The following is a 21,369-nucleotide window of genomic DNA, read 5'->3' as shown; positions in this document are numbered from 1 at the left end:
ATTATGAAAAAGAACCTATTTTCCATGGAAATCAGGTTCTTTTTTCTGGAAAGATAATTTAGGGGTACAGAAAAGATTCCTTCCCAATATGTCTAATAAAGAAATATTAGAAAAACTTCCAGAAGGATGGAAATATACAGAGAATAGTGATTTTGTTCATGTTCGAGATGGTAATGGTACAATAAGGATGAGGATAGATTTACCAGATAAAGTAACAAAATATGATCATGTACATTTATATGATGAGAATAAAAAGCTATTAGATGTAAATGGGAGTATAGTAGATGATAAAAGTCCAGATGCTCATATTCCATATAAAAAGTAAGAATTGAGGTCGAAAATGAACGTACAGAGAATACAAGCAGAATTTGAAAAGTTACACTATTGTGATGCATGGGTTACTAAATTAGTATGCGACTATTTTGGTGATGAGGTACACCTAACTTATAAGGATGAAAATGGCGATGTAGATTTTCAATTTAGCGGTTGCTATAGAATAGATTTCAAACATAGTATGGGATATGTAAAAGAAAAACCAATAAAAACATTTACATATGAACAGTTACCATATTTTCTTCATGATATTGAAATCGGTGAAATAGAAAAAGAGGGTTTGAAATTATATACCTGTAATATAATTATGCCTCCTATGGAATTAGAAATGTGGTGTAAGGATATAAAAATTGAAAGATAAGAATTTGCAAAAGAAAAAATGCTAAGTAAATTCTATATTGTTGTAAAATAATTAAACGGACCTTAGATAAACATAAAACTGTGGAAATATTTAATTCCTGCGGTTTATATTATATCAATTTGATTTTCTTTCATATTGATTCTTTATATCTCAACTCGTTTCTGTACCTCTGCAATATTATGAATTTCTTTTTAAACGCTATGCTTGTTATTATCAAGCATTTGATGTGGGGACAGGTGAAACGGTTGAATTTTAAGTTTAAAGATAAAAATAAATAAGGGGAATATGTTATGAAAGTAACTTGTTTATATAATACCGGCAATGCCCTATCTAAGATAACAGAGGAAACATTTAATTTAACCATTGAAAAAGAGTATATTGTTTATGGAATATGTAAATTACAAAGTGGTGAGTTAACATATTTAATCTTAGGAGAACGTGAAAATATGCCATCATGGTATCCAGCAGAATTATTTAAAATATCCGATGCGTTACAACCTTTAGAATGGTATTGTGCAGAACACAAACAGGTTAAAGAGACAACTATAGATTATATATGGGGATATAAAGAGTTAGCCTTGGATGATACACATGCTCTGGGGTTAATAGAAAGAGAAAATAAAGATATGGAACTATTTTTAAAGCGTAAAGCTGAGATTGACGAATTTGAGGAATTGTATAAATAAATTAAATTTATTTATGAAAAACGTAGGAATTAAATATTCCTACGTTTTTTGTTTATAACATTTAAATACCTGATTTTTAAAAAGGTTAAAGGATCAAATGGAAAATTTTTAATTTATCCTGCATAAGCAGAATCGTTTCTGTAATTCTACTTAATAGAATACTCCCCTGTATAGCATCATTATTGAGTCCTGATTCCATGAGATTGAAGTTAAGATATATTGAAAAGATCTTATTGAGATTTCTTGTCAATTTCTCATTAGTTTTCAGTTTATTCGGAAATTTAGTGGTTTTAATTTTACAGTTTAGTGAAATAGTGGGTTTGAAGATAATATAAAGCGTCTGCAGGACAATAGTTATGGGTATAAGATGAAAATATTGTATGTGCATAGCGAAACATAACGGAAGGATAAACAGTACTGTAGCATATGGAACTTATTTGGTCTGTCTTAGGAGTCGTACAATGCATAATTGTAAGTCAGCAATCCTAGAAATAAGTTTGCCTTCGGTAGGAAACGTTCCACTAACGATGTTCATACTCAATATTTTTTTAAAACGTTTGAAGGAATTTAGTTTATGTATATAACTTTATGAAGAATATTAAATCTGTAGCATATGTAATTCCTCTGGAATGGATTCACATATAGATCCTCATCTAAATTAAAAAATTTCATATATAATTTCATTTATGTTTAAAGTTTAAAAGCTCACCATAGATGATTTATAGAGAATGCAATTATAAATGCAAGAAAATCTAATTTTAAATTGAAAATTCGTTCTATTTTGGTTAGATATGGAATAAATGAATTTTATTTCTCAATATTCACTGTATGTCACTTTTTTGTTTTTTTCTATATGATATTGGAAAAAGTATGCTTAATTTTATAACATAAATCCCCTACAAAATTATTACTCTACAAATTAATTTCTTAAAGAAAACTTCTTGTGAATATGTTACTAACTACATAAAGTGTAATATTAACAGAATTGTTACCAAAGTATTAGGTTTTTAGAATGAAAAATGAGTGCTCAAAATATCATTGAAATCCAGGAATAGAAATCGTAATTAAAATTTTTTGTTTTCTGTCAGGTATGTAAATCACTTTAGCTACTTTATGGGTAATTTCATGTGTTTTTTCTTTTGCTTAAGTTTATGAAATAGGAGTATTAGCTCTAAGTATTGTAGCTAAGAGTATGTAAAGCATAGAAAATCCGAATTAAACAAAATAGGAGGAAAGTGAAAATGAAGCATCAAGATGATAGTAAAACTGGTTTGGAAATAGCGATTATTGGAATGGCAGGTAAATTTCCAGGTGCAAATGAAATAAACCAATTCTGGGATAACCTAAAAAATGGTGTTGATTCAATTTCTACATTTACTGAAGATGAGTTAATTAAAGAAGGTGTTAATTTAGATGTTTTACAACATCCTAATTTTGTGAAAGCAAAAGGGTATTTGGAGGAAGTAGAATATTTTGATGAATCCTTTTTTGCTTATACACCTAGGGAAGCGAAAATAATGGATCCCCAAATCCGTATGTTACAGGAAACGACATGGGAAGCATTAGAGATGGCAGGCTATAATCCATTTGATTATGAAGGATTAATAGGGTTATATGTAGGAGCATCTACTAATTTTAATTGGATGAAGCACACGCCATTATTAAACAGTGATAGTGTGGTTGAGTTTTCAGAGGCAGGTACTCTTTCCTATAAAGATGCAATTTCAACGCTTACATCCTATAAGCTGGGACTTAAGGGACCGAGTTTTACATTATATACAGCATGCTCTACATCTCTTTTGAGCATTCATCTTGCATGTAGATCATTGTTAACTGGAGAATGCTCTATTGCAGCTGCAGGTGGAGTATCTATAACGTATCCTAAAAAGAATGGTTATAAATACCATGAAGGAATGACAAGTTCACCGGATGGCAAAGTACGTACTTTTGATGCAGAAGCCCAGGGTGCAGTTTTTAGTGATGGTGTAGGTATGGTAATACTAAAGAGATTAGAAGAGGCGATTGCTGATGGGGATACAATCTATGGTGTAATTAAGGGATCAGCAGCAAATAATGATGGTGGTCGAAAAGTAGGCTATACTGCTCCGAGTGTTGAGGGACAGGCTGAAGTAATTCAAGCAGCTCATAGTTTTGCTGAAGTTGATCCTTCTACAATTAGTTATATAGAAACGCATGGGACGGCAACGCCATTAGGGGATTCTATCGAAGTAGAGGCTCTAAAGAGAGCGTTTCAAGATGTGGACAAGAAATCTTTTTGTGCAATTGGTTCTGTTAAGAGTAATGTAGGTCATTTAGATACAGCTGCAGGGGTGACCGGACTTATAAAGACAGTTTTATCTATGAAACATAAACAACTCCCGCCAACTTTAAATGTGAAGCGCCCTAACTCGAAAATTGATTTTATAGATAGCCCATTTTATATCAATACTGATTTGGTAAATTGGCAAAGTGATGATAATGATCTTCTTCGAGCTGGTGTAAGTGCTTTCGGATATGGTGGAACTAACGTTCATATTGTATTAGAAGAAGCCCCTAAAGTTAAAAGTTCTGCTTCTACTAGAGAGAAAAAACTAATGGTTCTTTCTGCTAGATCAAAAGAAGCTTTAAATAATGCTACAGTAAATATGGTTGAATATCTGGAATCTAATAAAGATGTTGAATTAGCAGATGTAGCATACACATTGCAAACTGGCCGTCGATCATTTCCGTATAGAAGAGCGGTCTTATGTAAGGATATAGATAGCGCCATAGACAATTTAAAAACAGTTAAAGATTTTCACGTAAAAACGCAAGAAAATCCAGATTTGGTATTTGTGTTACCTAGCGAATACTCATCAATTATTGAGAATGTAAAAGAACTATACCAAAAGGAACCATTATTCTTAAAAGTATTTGAGCGTAATATGACTGATGCCCAAATGTATACTGGAAAAGCATTGAAAGAAGCATTCTTTAAAGGAACAGATGATAGCTTGGTTAAAGATTTAACCTTCTTCGTCTGCTTGCAATCGATTATTGATGTATTAATTGAATGTGATGTACGTCCTTCTAACATTATTGGTACAGGATTAGCTGGAATGGTTTCAGATATTTATAATAAATCTCTTAAGCCAGAAGATGTCCTGAATCCATTAGTTGAGAACTATATAGAGTTACAGACAGAATGGACGCATGGAGAAAAAGTAGAATTTCTAACACAAGTTAAGGATGTAGATCCTAATTTTGTGATTGTACATATTGGAGAGTTATTAAATTCTGAAATTAATAATAATCAGATTATTTTACAGAACGACTTGTTAGAGGTATTGGGACAAGCGTGGGAGTTAGGGGTAGAAATTAATTGGAGTAAACTGTATGAAGAGGAATATAGATTACGTATTGCCTTACCAACTTATCCTTTTGAGAAAAAACGATATTGGATAGATCCAGCTGAACAGCAAAATATAACTAATAGTGAAGAAACATCGATAAAGAAACGTTCTAATATAGCTGAGTGGTTCTATACTCCAGGTTGGATGGAAAAAGAAATTGTAGATGTAACTAAAGAATCTACTAAAAGTTGGTTGTTATTTTTAGACAATGAGCATATAGGCTTAGCTCTTAAAGAAAAGCTTGAAAGAGATGGACATCGTGTTATAACAGTCGGTGTGGGTCCTTCATATAAAAAGATTAGTTTAAATGAATTTACAATATGCCCTACTAAACAAGAAGATTATTATCAGTTATTTAATGAGCTACAAAAACAAGAGTGTTTACCAGAGGAGATTGTTCACCTATGGAATGTGGATAATAAGGATTTAGGTATCGAGACCTTAGATACTGGATTCTATTCATTAATATCACTTGCAAAGACAATTAGTAAATTTAATTTACTTTATCCTATCAATATAAATGTTATGACGAATAATATGCAAAAGGTAGTAGGAGACGAGTCTATTATTGCAGAAAAATCTACTCTTTTGGCTCCTATAAAAGTATTTCCGCAAGAGTATCCAAATATTAGATGCCGTAGTGTAGATTTTATGTTGTCTGATAATGAAGAAAAATTAATATCAAACTTATATTCTGAGATTCAAACGGACATTATTGACACTGTAATAGCAATTCGAAATAACACTCGTTACATTCGAATCTATGAGCCTATACCTGATGAAAAAGTAAGTGAAATGCTAGTGATAAATGAAAATGAATTAGCTTCAAAAATTCCGAATATTCGATCGGGAGGGGTTTATTTAATTACTGGTGGAATGGGAGGAGTAGGCCTTAAATTAGCAGAATATTTGGCGCGTACAGTAAAGGCTAAACTAATATTAGTTAGTAGAACAGCTCTTCCTGATCGTGAAGAATGGGATGAAATTCTTCAATCACAGATTGAAAATGAACAATTATGTCAACGTATTAACCATATTCAGAAGTTGGAGTCATTGGGAGCAAAAGTAATGACAGCTGTTGCAGATGTAGCTGATGAAGAGCAGATGAGAAACGTGATTCATCAGGCTGAGGATAATTTTGGTCACATAAATGGGGTAATTCATGCAGCAGGTGTCTTACGTGTTAAATCAGCTCAGTGTCCAATGGAAAAGATAAGTAGGATTGAATGTGAAGAGCAATTTCTTCCTAAAGTACATGGTGTGCTAGTTCTTGATAAGTTATTGAGTAATTATGATCTTGATTTTTGTTATCTTGTTTCATCACTTTCACCTATTTTGGGTGGATTAGGTTTTGTAGCCTATTCAGCAGCAAACCTTTACTTAGATAGTTTTTCAGACAAAGTGAGTAATACATCTAATAATCGATGGACCAGTATTAACTGGGGAGATTGGCAGTATACGGGAGCTCAACAGGTTAATAAAATATTCAATGCTCAAAGTATAGAAGCACTTGAAATGACATCTGAGGAAGGACAAAAAACATTCCAATGTGTGCTTGGTTTAAGTGGTTTAAATCAGGTAATTATTTCTTCAGGAGATTTAAATAAACGTTTTGATCAATGGATTAATCTGAATTCTCGTAAACGAATTTCTGAATTGGAAACTCAAACGAAAACGAGAGATAAGTTCAGAACTCAAGATGAAGTAGAGGAAATAATTATAGGAATTTGGAAAGAGTTTTACAGTGTTGATACTGTAAATGTAAATGAAAATTTCTTTGATCTTGGTGCAACTTCACTTCATATAATTCAAATTCATGAGAGATTAATTAATAGATTAGAAAAACAGATTTCAATTGGAGTTATGTTTGAGTATCCAAGTATTCGTTCTTTAGCGAGATACTTAAGTGGAGATAAGCAAAAGAATCAAGTTAAACATACAAAACGTTTTAATCGAAAAAAGAAAGAAGATAACGATATTGCAATTATAGGAATAGATGGACGTTTTCCTGGAGCACAGAATGTAAATGAATTCTGGAATAATATAAAGTCTGGTACAGAGTCTATTCAATTTTTTACAGATGAAGAGTTAATTGAATCTGGTGTGAATCCTATGGAAGTAAAAAGCCCTAATTATGTTAAAGCGAAAGGGTATTTAGAGGGTACTGATAATTTTGATGCTCCATTCTTTGATTATACACCTCAAGATGCATCATTAATGGATCCACAACTACGAGTATTCCATGAATGTGCGTGGTCTGCCCTTGAACATGCTGGATATAATATTGAGACCTACCCGGGCCTAATTGGTGTATATAGTGGGGCATCTCCTAACTTATATTGGCAAGTGTTATCTACTCTATCAGAGGCAAATGAACCAGCTGGGCAATTTTTAATTTCATTACTTAACGACAAAGACTCGCTTAGTACTCAAATTTCTTACAAATTTAACCTTAAAGGACCAAGTATGAATATCTTTACGGGATGTTCAACATCATTGGTGGCTATTCATAATGCATGCCAAGCATTATTACAGGGGCATTGTGATATTGCTATAGCTGGAGGAATTACATTAACTCAACCTGAAAAAGCAGGTTATACCTACCAAGAAGGAATGCTATTTTCTTCAGATGGTCATTGTCGTCCTTTTGATGAAAATGCAAATGGAATGCTTTTTGGAGACGGTGTTGGGATTGTTGTTCTGAAGCCTTTACAGGAAGCTATAAATGATGGGGATACTATACATGCAGTAATAAAAGGAACGGCGATTAATAATGATGGGAATCGGAAAATTGGTTACACTGCACCTAGTGTAGAGGGCCAAGTAGAAGTTATAAAAATGGCGCAACATGAAGCAAATATAGAACCTGAGTCCATTTCCTATATTGAAACACACGGAACTGCTACTAAACTAGGAGACACGATTGAGATCAAGGCGCTTAGTGAAGTGTTTAACTCTAATGAAAAACAATCGGTACCAATTGGGTCTGTTAAAGCAAATGTAGGACATCTAAATGCAGCGTCCGGTGTTGCTGGACTAATTAAAACGGTCTTTGCGATGAAAGATCAGGTTCTTCCGCCAAGTGTGAATTTTACAAAACCAAACACGCAAATTGGATTTGAAAAGACACCGTTTTATGTAAATCAACACTTAAATGAGTGGAAAGAGGATAATAAACCATTACGTGCAGGTGTTAGTTCATTTGGTATTGGTGGTACAAATGCACATATTATTTTGGAGGAGGCACCAAAGCTTGAAGCAATCTCAAATAGTAGACCATACCAGATGTTAATGATTTCGGCAAAATCGAAAGATGCTTTGGATCGTATGACTTTAAATTTAGGAAATCACCTTGAACAGAATCCTTATGTGAATTTGGCAGACGCTAGTTATACATTGCAAATTGGACGTAAGGAATTCAAGCATAGGAGAGCTTTAGTTTGTTCCAGTACCCAAGAAGGAATTGAACTGTTAAACCAGCCAGAAGGAAGAAGAGTACAATATGTAAATGTAAAAGAGGAACATCCTAAAATTAACTTCCTGTTTTCTGGGAACGGATCGCAATATGTAAACATGGGGTTAGAATTATACGAACAAGAGGCAATTTTCCGTGAAGCTATGGATGAATGCTTTGCAATCCTTCAATCTTTTACGAATGTAAACATGAAAGAAGTGTTATACCCAACTACTTTCAGTATTGATGAAGCGACGGAAAAATTAAAAAGAATGGAATTTAGTCAACCAATTCTTTTCGCGTTTGAATACTCAGTTGCGAAACTATTAATGGGTTGGGGAATTAAACCGGAAGCAATGATTGGATATTCATTTGGTGAATATGTGGCTGCTTGTTTAGCAGAAGTATTTACTTTGGAAGATGCACTTAAATTGGTTGTAAAAAGAGGTCAGCTAATGAGTAGTCTTCCCGCAGGAGTAATGCTTAGCGTTCCACTTCCAGAAGAGGAATTAATTCATTTGATTAATTCTTTTGAAAAAGAATATCAACATACCATTTCTTTAGCGGTAGTTAATGGTCCAGCTTGTATAGTTTCTGGGACAGAAGAAGCAATTGTAGATTTTGAAAATGAATTAAAGAAAAAGCGTTTAATGTGTATGCGAGTAACAATAGAAGGAGCAGCACATTCACACGAACTGGATTCAATTCTGGACGAGTATGCTTCCTATGTTAGTACATTGACACTTAGAGAACCTAAAATACCTTATTTGTCAAACTTGACTGGTACTTGGATACGACCTGAAGAAGCAACAAGCCCAGTTTATTGGGTAAAACATATGCGTGGAACTGTTCGATTCTCTGATGGAATTCAAGAGTTGAATAGGGACAACACAAGTCTATTCATAGAGATTGGTCCTGGAAATGACCTTAGTAGGCTTACTAGTCGCCTTTTAGACTATGAAAATGGTAATGAAAGAATATTTAATACGGTTCGATCTGTTCAACAAGATGTGTCAGATATGTATTTCTTATTTAGTCATATCACTCGAATGTGGGTAACAGGTATTTCTATAGATTGGGAACAATTTTATAAAGATGAGAAGAGAAGACGTATTCCATTACCAATGTATTCTTTCAATAAAATATCTTATAAATTACAAGGTAATCCGTATGATTTAGGTCAAAAGCTTAATAGTAAGCAATCTAAAATTAGTAAGAATAACAATATTTCTGAATGGTTCTATACGCCGCAATGGAAAAGTTCTACATTGTTTGAACCAAATCATGATGTGAATGAGACATGGATTGTTTTTGTAGATCAAGAAGGATTAGGTAATGAACTAGTTAAGGACTTATTAAATAAAGGGCAGAGAGTAGTTACAGTAGAACCTGGCTTTGGTTTTAATAAGGAGAATAACGGTCGCTTCATTATAAATCCTGAAGAACGTACAGATTACGTTAAGTTATTGGATGAAGTACAAGAAATATGTGGTTTACCTACAAGAATAGTTCATATGTGGGGAATTACGGATGAGGAAAGACAAGCCTCAATTGAATATGTAAATTGTAAACAAAACTTAGGATTCTATTCAATTTTTTACTTAACTCAGGCACTAGGAGACAAGAATATCTCTGATTCAATCTCAATTCGAATCATTACAAATGGTGTTCAACAAGTGATTGGTGATGAAGAATTAATTCCAGAAAAATCAACTGTACTTGGAACTTCATTAGTCGTTCCGCAAGAGTATTCTTATCTTTCTTGTTCAAGTGTTGATGTTGTTTTACCTCTAAACAAAGAATGGAAGAGTAGGTTAATAAATCAATTAGTAGAAGAATGTCTTTCAAATACGAATGATAAGATGATTGCTTATCGAGGAAATAAAAGATTTGTTCAAACTTACGAGCATTTACAACTAGAACAGCCAGCTAAAGAGAAACTGCCTTTACGAAAAAATGGAGTTTACCTTATTACAGGAGGACTCGGAGGTATTGGCACAATTCTTGCGAAACACTTGGCTCAAACTGTACAAGCCAACTTAGTTCTTCTTACACGTACAGGTCTGCCAAATCGTGATGAGTGGGATATGCATTTGAAGGAAAATACGATGTATTCGGACAGAATTCGTAAAGTTTTAGAGATAGAAGAAACGGGATCTAAAGTTTATGTACTTGCTGCTGATGTTACAGATCAATCACAACTATACGAAGCAATTCATAAGGCAGAACAAAAATTTGGAAAGATTAATGGTGTAATTCATGGTGCAGGTATTCTTGGTGGAAAGACTTTTAATTTGATTCAGGAACTTGAAAAAGAGGACTGTGAGGAACAATTTTCTGCAAAAATTTATGGTCTTCTCAATTTAGAAGAGTGCTTACGAAATAAAGATTTAGATTTTTGTGTTCTAATGTCTTCAATTTCAGCGGTCTTAGGTGGATTAGGTTATGTATCATATGCTGCTTCAAATATATACATGGATGTTTTTGCACAATATATAAATCGTTATTCCAACCTGCCTTGGATAAGTGTCAATTGGAGTGATTGGAAATACTGGGAAGATGAAGAAAAAGATATGCAGATAGGTGCAAGTGTACATGAATTATCTATGACACCTGAAGAAGGAGTTCAGGCCTTTAATATAGCACTGTCATGGAAACAAGGGGAAGTACTGATTCATTCTCCAGGGGAACTGCAAGCGCGTATTGATCAATGGGTGTTATTAAATTCTTTCAATGATGAGAAGGAAGAAGAATTAGATTCTACGTTATACCATTCTAGACCACAACTCTTGACTGAATATGTAGCACCTCGTAATGAGGTAGAAGAAAAGCTTTCAAAAATTTGGAGAAATATATTTAAAGTTTCAGAAGTTGGTGTTCATGATGATCTTCTGGAACTTGGTGGAGATTCACTTAAGGCTATTACTATTGTTTCAAAAATTCATAAAGAGTTTAATGTTGAAGTTCCTATTAAAGAACTCTTTACTCTATCAAATATTGAGAAACTAGCAAATTATATTTCAAGGGCAGATAAGAGTGAATTTGATGTTATTGTTCCAGCTGAACCTAAATCTCATTATCAGCTTTCTTCAGCTCAGAAGAGATTTTATGTATTACACCGATTGTATCCAGAAAGTACAGCTTATAATGATACTTCCGTTATTCTTTTGAATGGAAAATTAAACATTGAACGTTTAGAAAAGGCGTTCACTCAATTAATTAAGCGTCATGAGATATTTAGAACTACTATTGAAATGAAAAATGATAAACCGGTACAAATTATTCATGATCATGCTGATTTCCATATTACTCAAATTGAGGGCTTTGAATCTGAAGTGGAACAAATAATTAATGAGTTTATTTGCCCATTTAATTTTAATAATGCTCCATATTTCCGTGTAGGGTTAATTAGATTGGCAGAACAAAAACATATTTTAATTATTGATTTACATCATATAGTAACAGATGGAGTTTCCTATGATATTTTCGTTAGAGATCTATTTGCGCTTTACTCTGGAGAGAAATTACCAATCTTAAAAATACAGTATAAGGATTACTCAGAATGGCAGCAGAGTGAAAAAGAAAAAGAAATTGCTCTCAAACATGAACAGTATTGGCTAGAGCAATTTAAAGATGGTGTACCTGTCTTGAATATGCCTACTGATTATACAAGACCTGAAATAATAGATCTGAAAGGTAGTAAAATATCCTTTACTATAGATTCAAATGTTACCAAGAAAATTAAGCGTCTATTAGCAAAAGAAGAAACTACATTATATACGCTAATGCTCTCTGTATATAATATTTTGCTAGGTAAATATACTGGCCAAGAGGATGTTGTTATTGGTTCACCAATTACTGGTCGCCCACATGCGGATTTACAAGATATTATAGGAGTATTTGTAAACATGTTAGGGATAAGGAACTATCCAAGAGCTGAACAAAGGTTTACTCAGTTCCTATTTGAAGTAAAAGAACAGGTCTTACAAGCGTTTGAACATCAAAAATGTCAATATGAGGACCTGGTTAATCAATTAGGACTTCAAGGAACGTATAATAGGAACCCACTTTTCGATGTTTCATTTGTTATGCAAAATATGGATGAAGATCATATGTTTATCGATGGTTTAGAACTAAAGACATATGATCACGACTTTAAGCGCGCGCAAATGGATTTATTGCTAAGAGTGGTTGAATTGGAAGATACAATTGAACTGACTATGGAATATGCAACCTCTTTATATACTAGGGACACGGTTCAAAAGTTATGTGAGCGTTATGTTGAGATTTTTGAACAAATTGTAGATCATCCTGAAATTTTATTAAAAGATATTTCATTTAAACAAGAAATTCAAGAACTGCAACCAGTTAAGGTATCAGTAGATTTTGGGGATTTTAACTTTTAATTGATTATTGTCAGGAGTGAGTAACTATGGTTGAACGAATAGCGAATAAAGATAAAGTCATTGCCGCAAATGAACGAATAAAGGAAAGAGAATTTTGGTTAGAAAACTTATCAGGGGAACTGGCTGACTGCCATTTCCCTTATGATTACCGGACATTAAACAAACAGGTGAATTTATCAAATGTTAGCATAAAACTAAAAGAGGAATTGTCCGAGAAGATTTTAAAGTTAGCAAACGGATCAGATCTTCAATTGCACATGATTCTTACTGCTGGACTTACTTTGCTGTTAAATAAATATACTAGATTGCAAGATATATGCATTGGTACACCTGTTTTAAAACAAGACAGTGATATTAACCTTATTAATACTTTGTTAGTTTTAAGACATGGTCTTGAGGAACATATGACATTTAGACAAATTCTCCAGCATGTTAGTACAGTAATGGTTAATGCTTTAGAACATCAAAATTTCCCATTGGAAAGTTTACAACCAGTTTTGAGTAACTACCTTCCAGAGGGACGTAATTATCCATTCCGTACTGCAATTTTGCTAGAGGAAATTCAAGATTTAAATTATTTAAGTGAGAGCAATGCTGAGATTATATTCTCTTTCCGTCAAGTAAATGGGTGTATAGAAGTTGATATGTATTTTAATGAGCATCTATACAAAACATCTACTGTTACGCGATTTGGTCATCATTTTGTAGACTTGTTAGAGCAAGCTTTACTACAACCAAATACGCCCCATATAGATTTAGATTGGGTTAGTGATAATGATATAAGAGAGTTAATTGCATTTAATCAAACTGAGTTAGATTACCCGCATCATTTAACGGTGATACAGTTATTTGAAGAACAAGTCATGCATAATCCAAATAAACTTGCTGTTTCTGATGACAAAAGAGAAATAACATACGCTCAATTAAAAGAAAAGGTAGATCTGGTTGCCAGTTCTCTACATAAAAAAGGAATTGGAAAAGGACACATTGTTGGTCTTATGATGGATAGATCCATTGATGCAGTCATTGCAATGCTAGGTATTTTAAAGAGTGGGGCTGCTTATTTACCTATTAACATATATTTGCCGTATAAACGGATAGAGGCGATGCTAAAAGAATGTAAATCTCCACTTTGTATAGTAAAACCAGAGGTTATTAGTGAAGATTTTACAAGAGAAATCCAGAATTGTAGTATGGTGAGTTTTAATGAACTACTTGAAACAGAGTTGGTTAGTTTCCCTTTAGTAAGTACACCTTACGATTTGGCATATGTTATTTTCACCTCTGGAACTACAGGTAATCCTAAAGGAATTATGGTTGAAAATCGTAGTGTTGTAAATTTAATATTTGGGTTAAAAAATGAAATATATGATAAATATAGTTCTTCTATGCGAATCGGGTTAGTTTCACCTTTTGAGTTTGACGCTTCAGTACAAAACATGTTTGGTGCGCTTCTATTAGGAAATAGTTTATTTATAGTACCTGAGGAAGCAAGAACTGATGGGCAGAAGCTAATTAATTTTTATCAAGAAAAGCAAATAAATATCGCGGATGGAACGCCGATGCATCTTCGATTATTAACTAATTTTATAGATGAAGAAATAGAATATTCATTTAAACATTTTATTATTGCTGGAGAGGAATTACCGCCGAAATTAGCACGGAAATTCCTTGGTTTATTTAATGAAAACTGCCGACCAAATTTAACAAATGCTTATGGACCTACAGAGACAACTGTAGATTCTACATGTTATCATGTTCAGCACGCTGAGTTAGAATTTATGAATCAATTACCAATAGGAAGGCCTCTAGCTAATCAAAAAGTTTATATTATGGGTGATAATCAACAATTACAACCCGTTGGAATTCCTGGGGAATTGTGTATTTCAGGAGAAGGTTTAGCAAGAGGTTATTTAAATCAACCTAAGTTAACTATGGACAAATTTGTTCCTATACAAATCAACAAAGAGGGTTCTTCTATTATAGATGACAAGGTATATCGTACTGGAGATTTGGCTCGCTGGTTACCAGATGGAAATCTTGAATATTTAGGCCGTATGGATGATCAAGTCAAAATTCGTGGATTACGAATTGAATTGGGAGAAATAGAAAAGCAACTATTACGATATCCTGAAATTGGTGAAGCTATTGTAATTACACGTAAAAAAGAGGGAGAACATGCTCCGGTTTTATGTGCATATGTTGTTATGAATTCTTCAGCTAAAGTAGAAGAGGTACGCCAATTCCTTAGAGAGTATTTACCTTTTTATATGATTCCTGCATACATCATCCCGATTGAGCAGTTTCCAATCTCATCAAACGGTAAAATAGATCGGAAAGCTCTTCCAGATCCAATTTGGGAGCAATCCACAGCTTTATTTATTGAACCACGTAATGAAATTGAACAAATGCTCTCTGAGATATGGAAAGTAGTACTTGGAATAGAGAAAATAGGTGTGAATGATAACTTTTTCGAATTAGGAGGTAATTCATTACAAATTACTTCTGTTGTTTCACACATATATAAACGTTTAGGTGTAGATGTACCTATACGTGAAATGTTTCAAAGGCCTACAATTATGCTATTAGCGGAGTATATAGAGAAATATGAAGGGAAGAAAAATTATTCTCAAATTGAGATTGTACCTGATAGAGAATTTTATCAAGCTTCTTCTTCACAAAAAAGATTATATATATTAAACCGCTTTGCTGGAATAGGAACTGCCTACAATATACCAGGTGCAATGTTAATTGAAGGTGAGTTTGATTTTATAAAGGCAGAACAATGTGTCAAAGACTTAGTGGAACGTCATGAATCATTAAGAACTTCATTCCAATTTATTAAAGGTGAACCAGTTCAATTTATTCATGATAGTTTAGATATTAGAATTGAACATTTATATAAATCTGATAGATCAACAATTGAAGAGTTAATACAGGAATTTGTTCGTCCTTTTCAGCTAGATAGGGCTCCACTTATGCGCGTCGGTTTAATGAAATTAGAATTCAATCAATATCTGCTACTATTTGATCTTCATCACATAATAGCAGATGGAGTATCTTTAGCGAAGTTAGAAAAAGAGTTTATAGATTTATATTCAGGCAAAGCCTTAGAGCCTATTAAAATACAATACAAAGATTATGCCAATTGGCAAACCAATCGTTTACACGATGAAGGGCTGAAAGAAATTGAAGAGTATTGGGTAGATAAGTTTAAAGGTGAGTTACCAATTCTTATGTTCCCAACTGATAAGCCACGTGGGCTAAATCAAACTTTTGAAGGTGATAGATTAGTATTCCATCTAACACCTGAACTTTCTAATAAATTAAAATCCTTTGCGGATGAAAGAGAAGCTACTTTATATATGGTACTTCTTTCGTCACTAAATATAGTATTGCATGTGTATACACAACAGGAAGATATTATAGTAGGTTCTCCAATTGCAGGAAGAATTCATCATGATCTTGAGCCTATCATAGGTATGTTTGTAAATACACTACCTATGAGAAATCATCCTAAAGCGGAAAAGACAATAATTCAATTCTTAAATGAAGTAAAAGAAAATGCGCTAGAAGCATTTCAATATCAAGAATACCCATTTGATGAGTTAGTAAATAAGTTAGACATGGCTTATCATACTAACCGGAATCCTGTATTTGATGTCATGTTAGTGATGCAGAATATCGGAAGAACATCAGAAAAAATAAAAGATATTACATTTAAATCTTACGAAATTAAGCATCAAGCTTCAAAGGTAGATATGAGTATAGAAGTATTTCCGGAAGAAGAGGGTCTACGATTAGAATTGGAATACGCGACAGGACTATATTATCCGCAAACTATAGAGCGGTTTATGATGCATTTTATAAATACGCTAGAGTGGATGGTAGCTAATCCTGAAGCGAAAATTGAAGATGTTAATGTTTTAAGTAAAAGTGAATCCACAAGGATGTTAAATGAACTTAATAATACAACATTAGATTTTACTCAGGGTAAATTAGTTCATCAATTTTTTGAGGATCAAGTTGAAAATAAACCAGAAGAAATCGCAGTTATTTCAAATGATGTATCGTACAGTTATTCATATATCAATAATCGAGCAAATCAGCTTGCTCGTTTTCTTAGACAAAAAGGGGTAGATCAGGAAACTAGAATTGGTATCGTTGTGGAAAGATCCGTAGAAATGATTATAGCTATATTTGCTGTGCTAAAATCTGGAGCTGCATATGTACCAATTGATCCTGAATATCCAAAGCGTCGAATGGAACATATTTTAGAGGATTGTAATCCTCAATTTATACTTACAGAATCTAAATACGTAGGTGAAATTCCATTTGTAGGAGAGATTATTGATTTAAAGCAAGAAAATTTGTACGTTGGTGATACAAGCAACCTGGAGGTTACTGGAAAACCAAATAACTTAGCTTATATTTTATACACCTCCGGTTCTACAGGTAGACCAAAAGGAGTCATGATTGAACATTGTAGTATTGTGAATTTCTTATTTTCAATGTCTCATTTATATCCTATGGATGAATCAGATACGTATTTACTGAAGACACCTTATATATTTGATGTATCCGTTCTAGAGTTATTTGGGTGGACCATAGTAGGTAGTAAATTAGTAATAATGGAAAATGGGGAACATCGAAACCCAAGAGCAATTTTAAGAACTATAGATAAATATGATGTGAAATTATTAAATTTTGTACCGTCTATGTTTAGAGCTTTCGTAAATACACTTAATAATGAAAATAGCCAGGTTTTAAATAAAGTAAAGTATATATTACTTGCGGGTGAAGCTTTGACACATGAGGTGGTTAATAAGTTTAAAAAGCATCGACTATCGACTCAGATAGAAAATATGTATGGTCCTACTGAGGCGACAGTTATCGCAAGTACGTTTTCACTTCAAGAAAGTGAAAACTATAATACTATTCCTATTGGAAAGCCTATTCCGAATGTAAGGCTTTATATACTTAATCAAAAACAGAGACTTCAGCCTATTGGTGCGGTAGGAGAGCTGTATATTGCGGGAGAAGGGCTTGCAAGGGGATATGTAAATCAAATGAGATTAACTGAAGAGAAGTTTTTACCAGACCCATTTGTAAAAGGGGAGAAAATGTACAGGACAGGAGATCTTTCACGCTGGTTACCTGATGGGAATATAGAATTCCTCGGTAGAAATGATGAACAATTAAAAATTAGAGGATATCGAATTGAGCCAGGTGAAATTTTAGATGCTTTATCTTCACACCATGCAATTAAAGAAGCTGTGATAGTAGACATTCAAGATGAAGATGGGCAGAAAAAGCTTGTAGCTTATTTCGTAGCAAAATCACTTGTATCCATTTCTGATTTGAAATTGCATCTTGCGAAATTAGTTCCGAGTTATATGATGCCTACTTTCTTTGTTGAAGTTGAAAACATACCATTAACACCAAGTGGAAAGGTTGATCGACATTCCTTACCTTCACCTAGATCTTTACCTAAGAATGAGGAGGAGAGTAGGATGTCTCCTAGTAATGAGTTAGAATCTCGTTTGGTTGAAATATGGAAAAGTATATTGAAGATTGAAGCTGTCGGTGTAGAGGATGATTTCTTTGACTTAGGAGGAAATTCTCTACTAGCTATTGAGCTTGATCTTGCTTTAGAAAACGAGAATCTTAATACGGATGACTTAGTCGCATATACAAAGCGAAATATTAAACAACTAGCGGCTTATATAGCAGAAAAGAAAAATAATTAGTATTACTTTATATTGTAAAAGCGACTTTTAAGAGTTTAAATTTACACTTGCTAAACTGGGATTAAAGGAGCTTTCCCTCTTAGCTTTCTGGAATGTTAGTGTTTATTCTGGTGACTATGAGTTAGGGAATTCTCCTCCCTATTTTAGAATGATTAAAATAAAAAAAGTGATTCGAGAAATAAGATTCTTCATATGAAATGTATTAATAATAATTGATAGCTTTTTAAAGAAGATATACATATCTCTGTCAATTGAGTATAGAGAAATAGCCAAATTACAATAGTTTTTCCTGTTGGTAAAAATATAGAGGTGAGTAAATGGGAAATTATACTTATTCAATCTTATATGATGTTGAGCCTTGTAAGAGTTCTGAACAGAATTGTATTGATGATGTAATTGCTACGTTAGCTAATTGGTTTAAGCGTAATCATTATTTAATGTACGCTAGATTATGGGATTTTGGTTTTTCTCCTGTCGATAATGGAAATGTAGGGGATGGATTATATACAGAGTCTGGTTATTTTGTAAGTGATTTAGAAAAATATCATGGTATAAAAAGTACTATATTTGATACAGATTCATCCGGTGAAGGATTTGAAATTATATTAGAACAATTATACTCGGGATTTCCTGTGGTGGTAACCATGAATGCATACTGGCTTCCTTGGGATGAGAATTATCTAAAAAATCATATTGTTCATTCATTTATTGTTGTAGGATATGAGCCCGAAGAAGACGCTTTAATTATTACCGATCCATATTTTATGGTTAAAAATGCAAAACTTTCAACAGAACTTTTTCATAAGGGTTATCAAAAAGTAAGTACTTTAAAAGTTACTGAAGATGAGATCACAGACATTCAATCGATTACAATTGATTTGTCAAATTGGATAAAACATATAAAAGATGAAAAACATATTTTTTCACAAATGCACCTTTTTGCTACGCAACTAATAAGTAGGTTTGATTTGAATAAAGAGACAGATGGATATTTAGACTTTAATGATGTTCCGTTATTCTCACATTTGGGTCAAGTTGTAGATGGCCGAGTAAAGTTTTCCAAAATGCTTTCGTTTCTTGGTGAGCATTATCACTCGGACTTCCAAACTATCGCTGAATCTATGAAGACAGCAGCTGCCAATTGGGGAGTAATTCGTGGATCATTGATAAAAATGCACTTAACAAAATCAGTAACTAAAGAAGGAATAGTAAATATTTCAGATAAAATTCACCATGCTGCAGAATACGAGCAAAATTTAGCTGAACAAATAATGACATTTCTTATTTCTGTTATAGAAGGTAATACAAAGAATGTAATTATAGATTCTTCTCCATCGATGGAGACTACTAATTATGTAAAACCACTCGATGATATGGAGAGAAAGCTAGTTGATATATGGAAAGAAGTTATAGGTAATCCTTGTGTTGGTGTGGAAGATAATTTTTTCGCACTTGGTGGTCATTCCCTTCATGCTACTGTAATCAACGCTAAAATATGGAAAGAATTTAATGTGCAATTATCATTAGCAAATCTTTTTGAGTATCCAACAATAAGAACTTTAAGTCATTTTATTAAAAATTCAAAAGAAAATAGGTTGCAAGAGATAGAAATAGTACCGGAATCTGAGGTATACCCGGTTTCATCGACTCAAAAAAGAATGATGTTATTACAAGAGATGGATGGGGTACAGATGACATACAATGTACCAAGTTGTTTTATTCTTAAAGGAACGGTGGACCGGAAAAGGATAGAATTAGTCTTTGAAAAGCTTATTAAACGCCATGAAATACTCAGAACACAGTTTGAGTGGCAGGGGGATCAATTAGTACAGAGAGTATTAGAACAAGTAACATTCGAGCTAGAAATGATAAAGGGAGATTATAAAGAATGGTTACAACCATTCAATCTTTCTAAGATTCCGTTAATGCGGGCTGGACTAAAGGAGTTAAAAGATAATAGTTATTTACTTGTAATTGACCTTCATCACATCATAACAGATGGCGTGTCTTTAAGTATCTTTATGCATGATTTTAAGACCCTATATGCTGGGGAAACATTGCCGGAAAATCGTTTGCAATATAAAGATTATGCTGTGTGGGAACAAAAATTATTATCTTCTAAAGAATTTGATATCCATAAGAAATACTGGGAGGAATTATTCTCAGGGGAAATACCAGTTCTTGAATTACCATACGATCGAGGTCGACCACCAGTAAAGAGTTTTGAGGGCGAACAATACAATTTCCAAGTAAACAAGGAAATTACTCAAAAAATAAAAAAAATAGCACTAGAAATTGATACGACACCTTTTATGTTACTAATGGCTACTTTCACTATTTTTCTGTACAAGCATGGGGAACAAAAGGATGTCATTATAGGATCACCAGTTGCAGGTAGGCCGCATGCTGATTTATTAGCTCTTATGGGGCTGTTTGTAAATACAATTGCATTACGTTATCAAATAAATCCAGATCAATCTTTTATTAATCACTTGAAAAAAGTGAAAAACGATACGTTAGAAGCTTTCGAACATCAGGTGTATCCATTTGATCAATTAGTGGAAAAATTAGATCTTTCTAGAGACTTAAGCCGAAGTGCTTTATTTGATGTCATGTTTGTATTACAAAATTCGGATGAAAAACATACAGTTGTGGATGGATTAGAAATTAGCACGGAAACAAACACAGATACACTAACAAGTAAGTTTGATTTAACTCTTATTGCTGAAGAAAATAAAGATATATATGAATTCACTTTTGAATATGCTACATCTTTATTTGATAAATCAACAATAGTAGAATTTGGACGGCGATTTAACCTTCTATTAGAAGAAATAACAACTCATCCTAATGTTAGTCTAAAAGATATTCAAATGTTAACAAGTGAGGAAAAAGAACTTGTTTTATCTGCAACTCAGGAGAAAGAAAAAATAAAAATAGAGACCGATTTTAATTGGGATATTGGTTAATTGATTTCCCAGGTCTCA

6 protein-coding genes are annotated in these 21,369 nt (G+C 33.2%); all 6 read left to right on the top strand.

Features of this window, described 5'->3' with window-relative positions:
- The first annotated feature begins 88 nt into the window (after positions 1–88).
- Positions 89–325: a hypothetical protein gene (locus MR170_RS05205; RefSeq protein WP_016083021.1), complete on the top strand. Its 237-nt coding sequence runs from the start codon at positions 89–91 to the stop codon at positions 323–325.
- 15 nt (positions 326–340) lie between these two features.
- Entirely contained in the window at positions 341–694 is a 354-nt protein-coding gene (locus MR170_RS05200) for a hypothetical protein (RefSeq protein ID WP_016083020.1), read from the top strand.
- 290 nt (positions 695–984) lie between these two features.
- Positions 985–1,380 (top strand): hypothetical protein, encoded by a 396-nt coding sequence (locus tag MR170_RS05195; RefSeq protein ID WP_016083019.1) that lies wholly within the window; start codon positions 985–987, stop codon positions 1,378–1,380.
- Between the two features lie 1,241 nt (positions 1,381–2,621).
- Positions 2,622–12,632 carry an SDR family NAD(P)-dependent oxidoreductase gene (locus tag MR170_RS05190; protein WP_242307499.1) on the top strand — a complete coding sequence of 3,337 codons (10,011 nt, stop codon included), beginning with the start codon at positions 2,622–2,624 and terminating at the stop codon, positions 12,630–12,632.
- Positions 12,633–12,658: 26 nt separating this feature from the next.
- The gene (locus MR170_RS05185) at positions 12,659–18,382 is read left to right on the top strand and encodes a non-ribosomal peptide synthetase (RefSeq protein ID WP_242307495.1); all 5,724 of its coding nucleotides are present in this window, start codon (positions 12,659–12,661) and stop codon (positions 18,380–18,382) included.
- A 317-nt stretch (positions 18,383–18,699) separates the two neighbouring features.
- Positions 18,700–21,351, top strand: a complete 2,652-nt coding sequence (locus MR170_RS05180) for a condensation domain-containing protein (protein WP_242307492.1) — start codon at positions 18,700–18,702, stop codon at positions 21,349–21,351.
- The last annotated feature ends 18 nt before the right edge of the window (positions 21,352–21,369 follow it).

The sequence above is a fragment of the Bacillus cereus group sp. BfR-BA-01524 genome, from assembly GCF_022662595.1.
Lineage (GTDB): Bacteria > Bacillota > Bacilli > Bacillales > Bacillaceae_G > Bacillus_A > Bacillus_A thuringiensis_S.
Note: the sequence above shows the minus strand (reverse complement) of the source record. Positions and strands in the feature narration are given on the sequence as shown.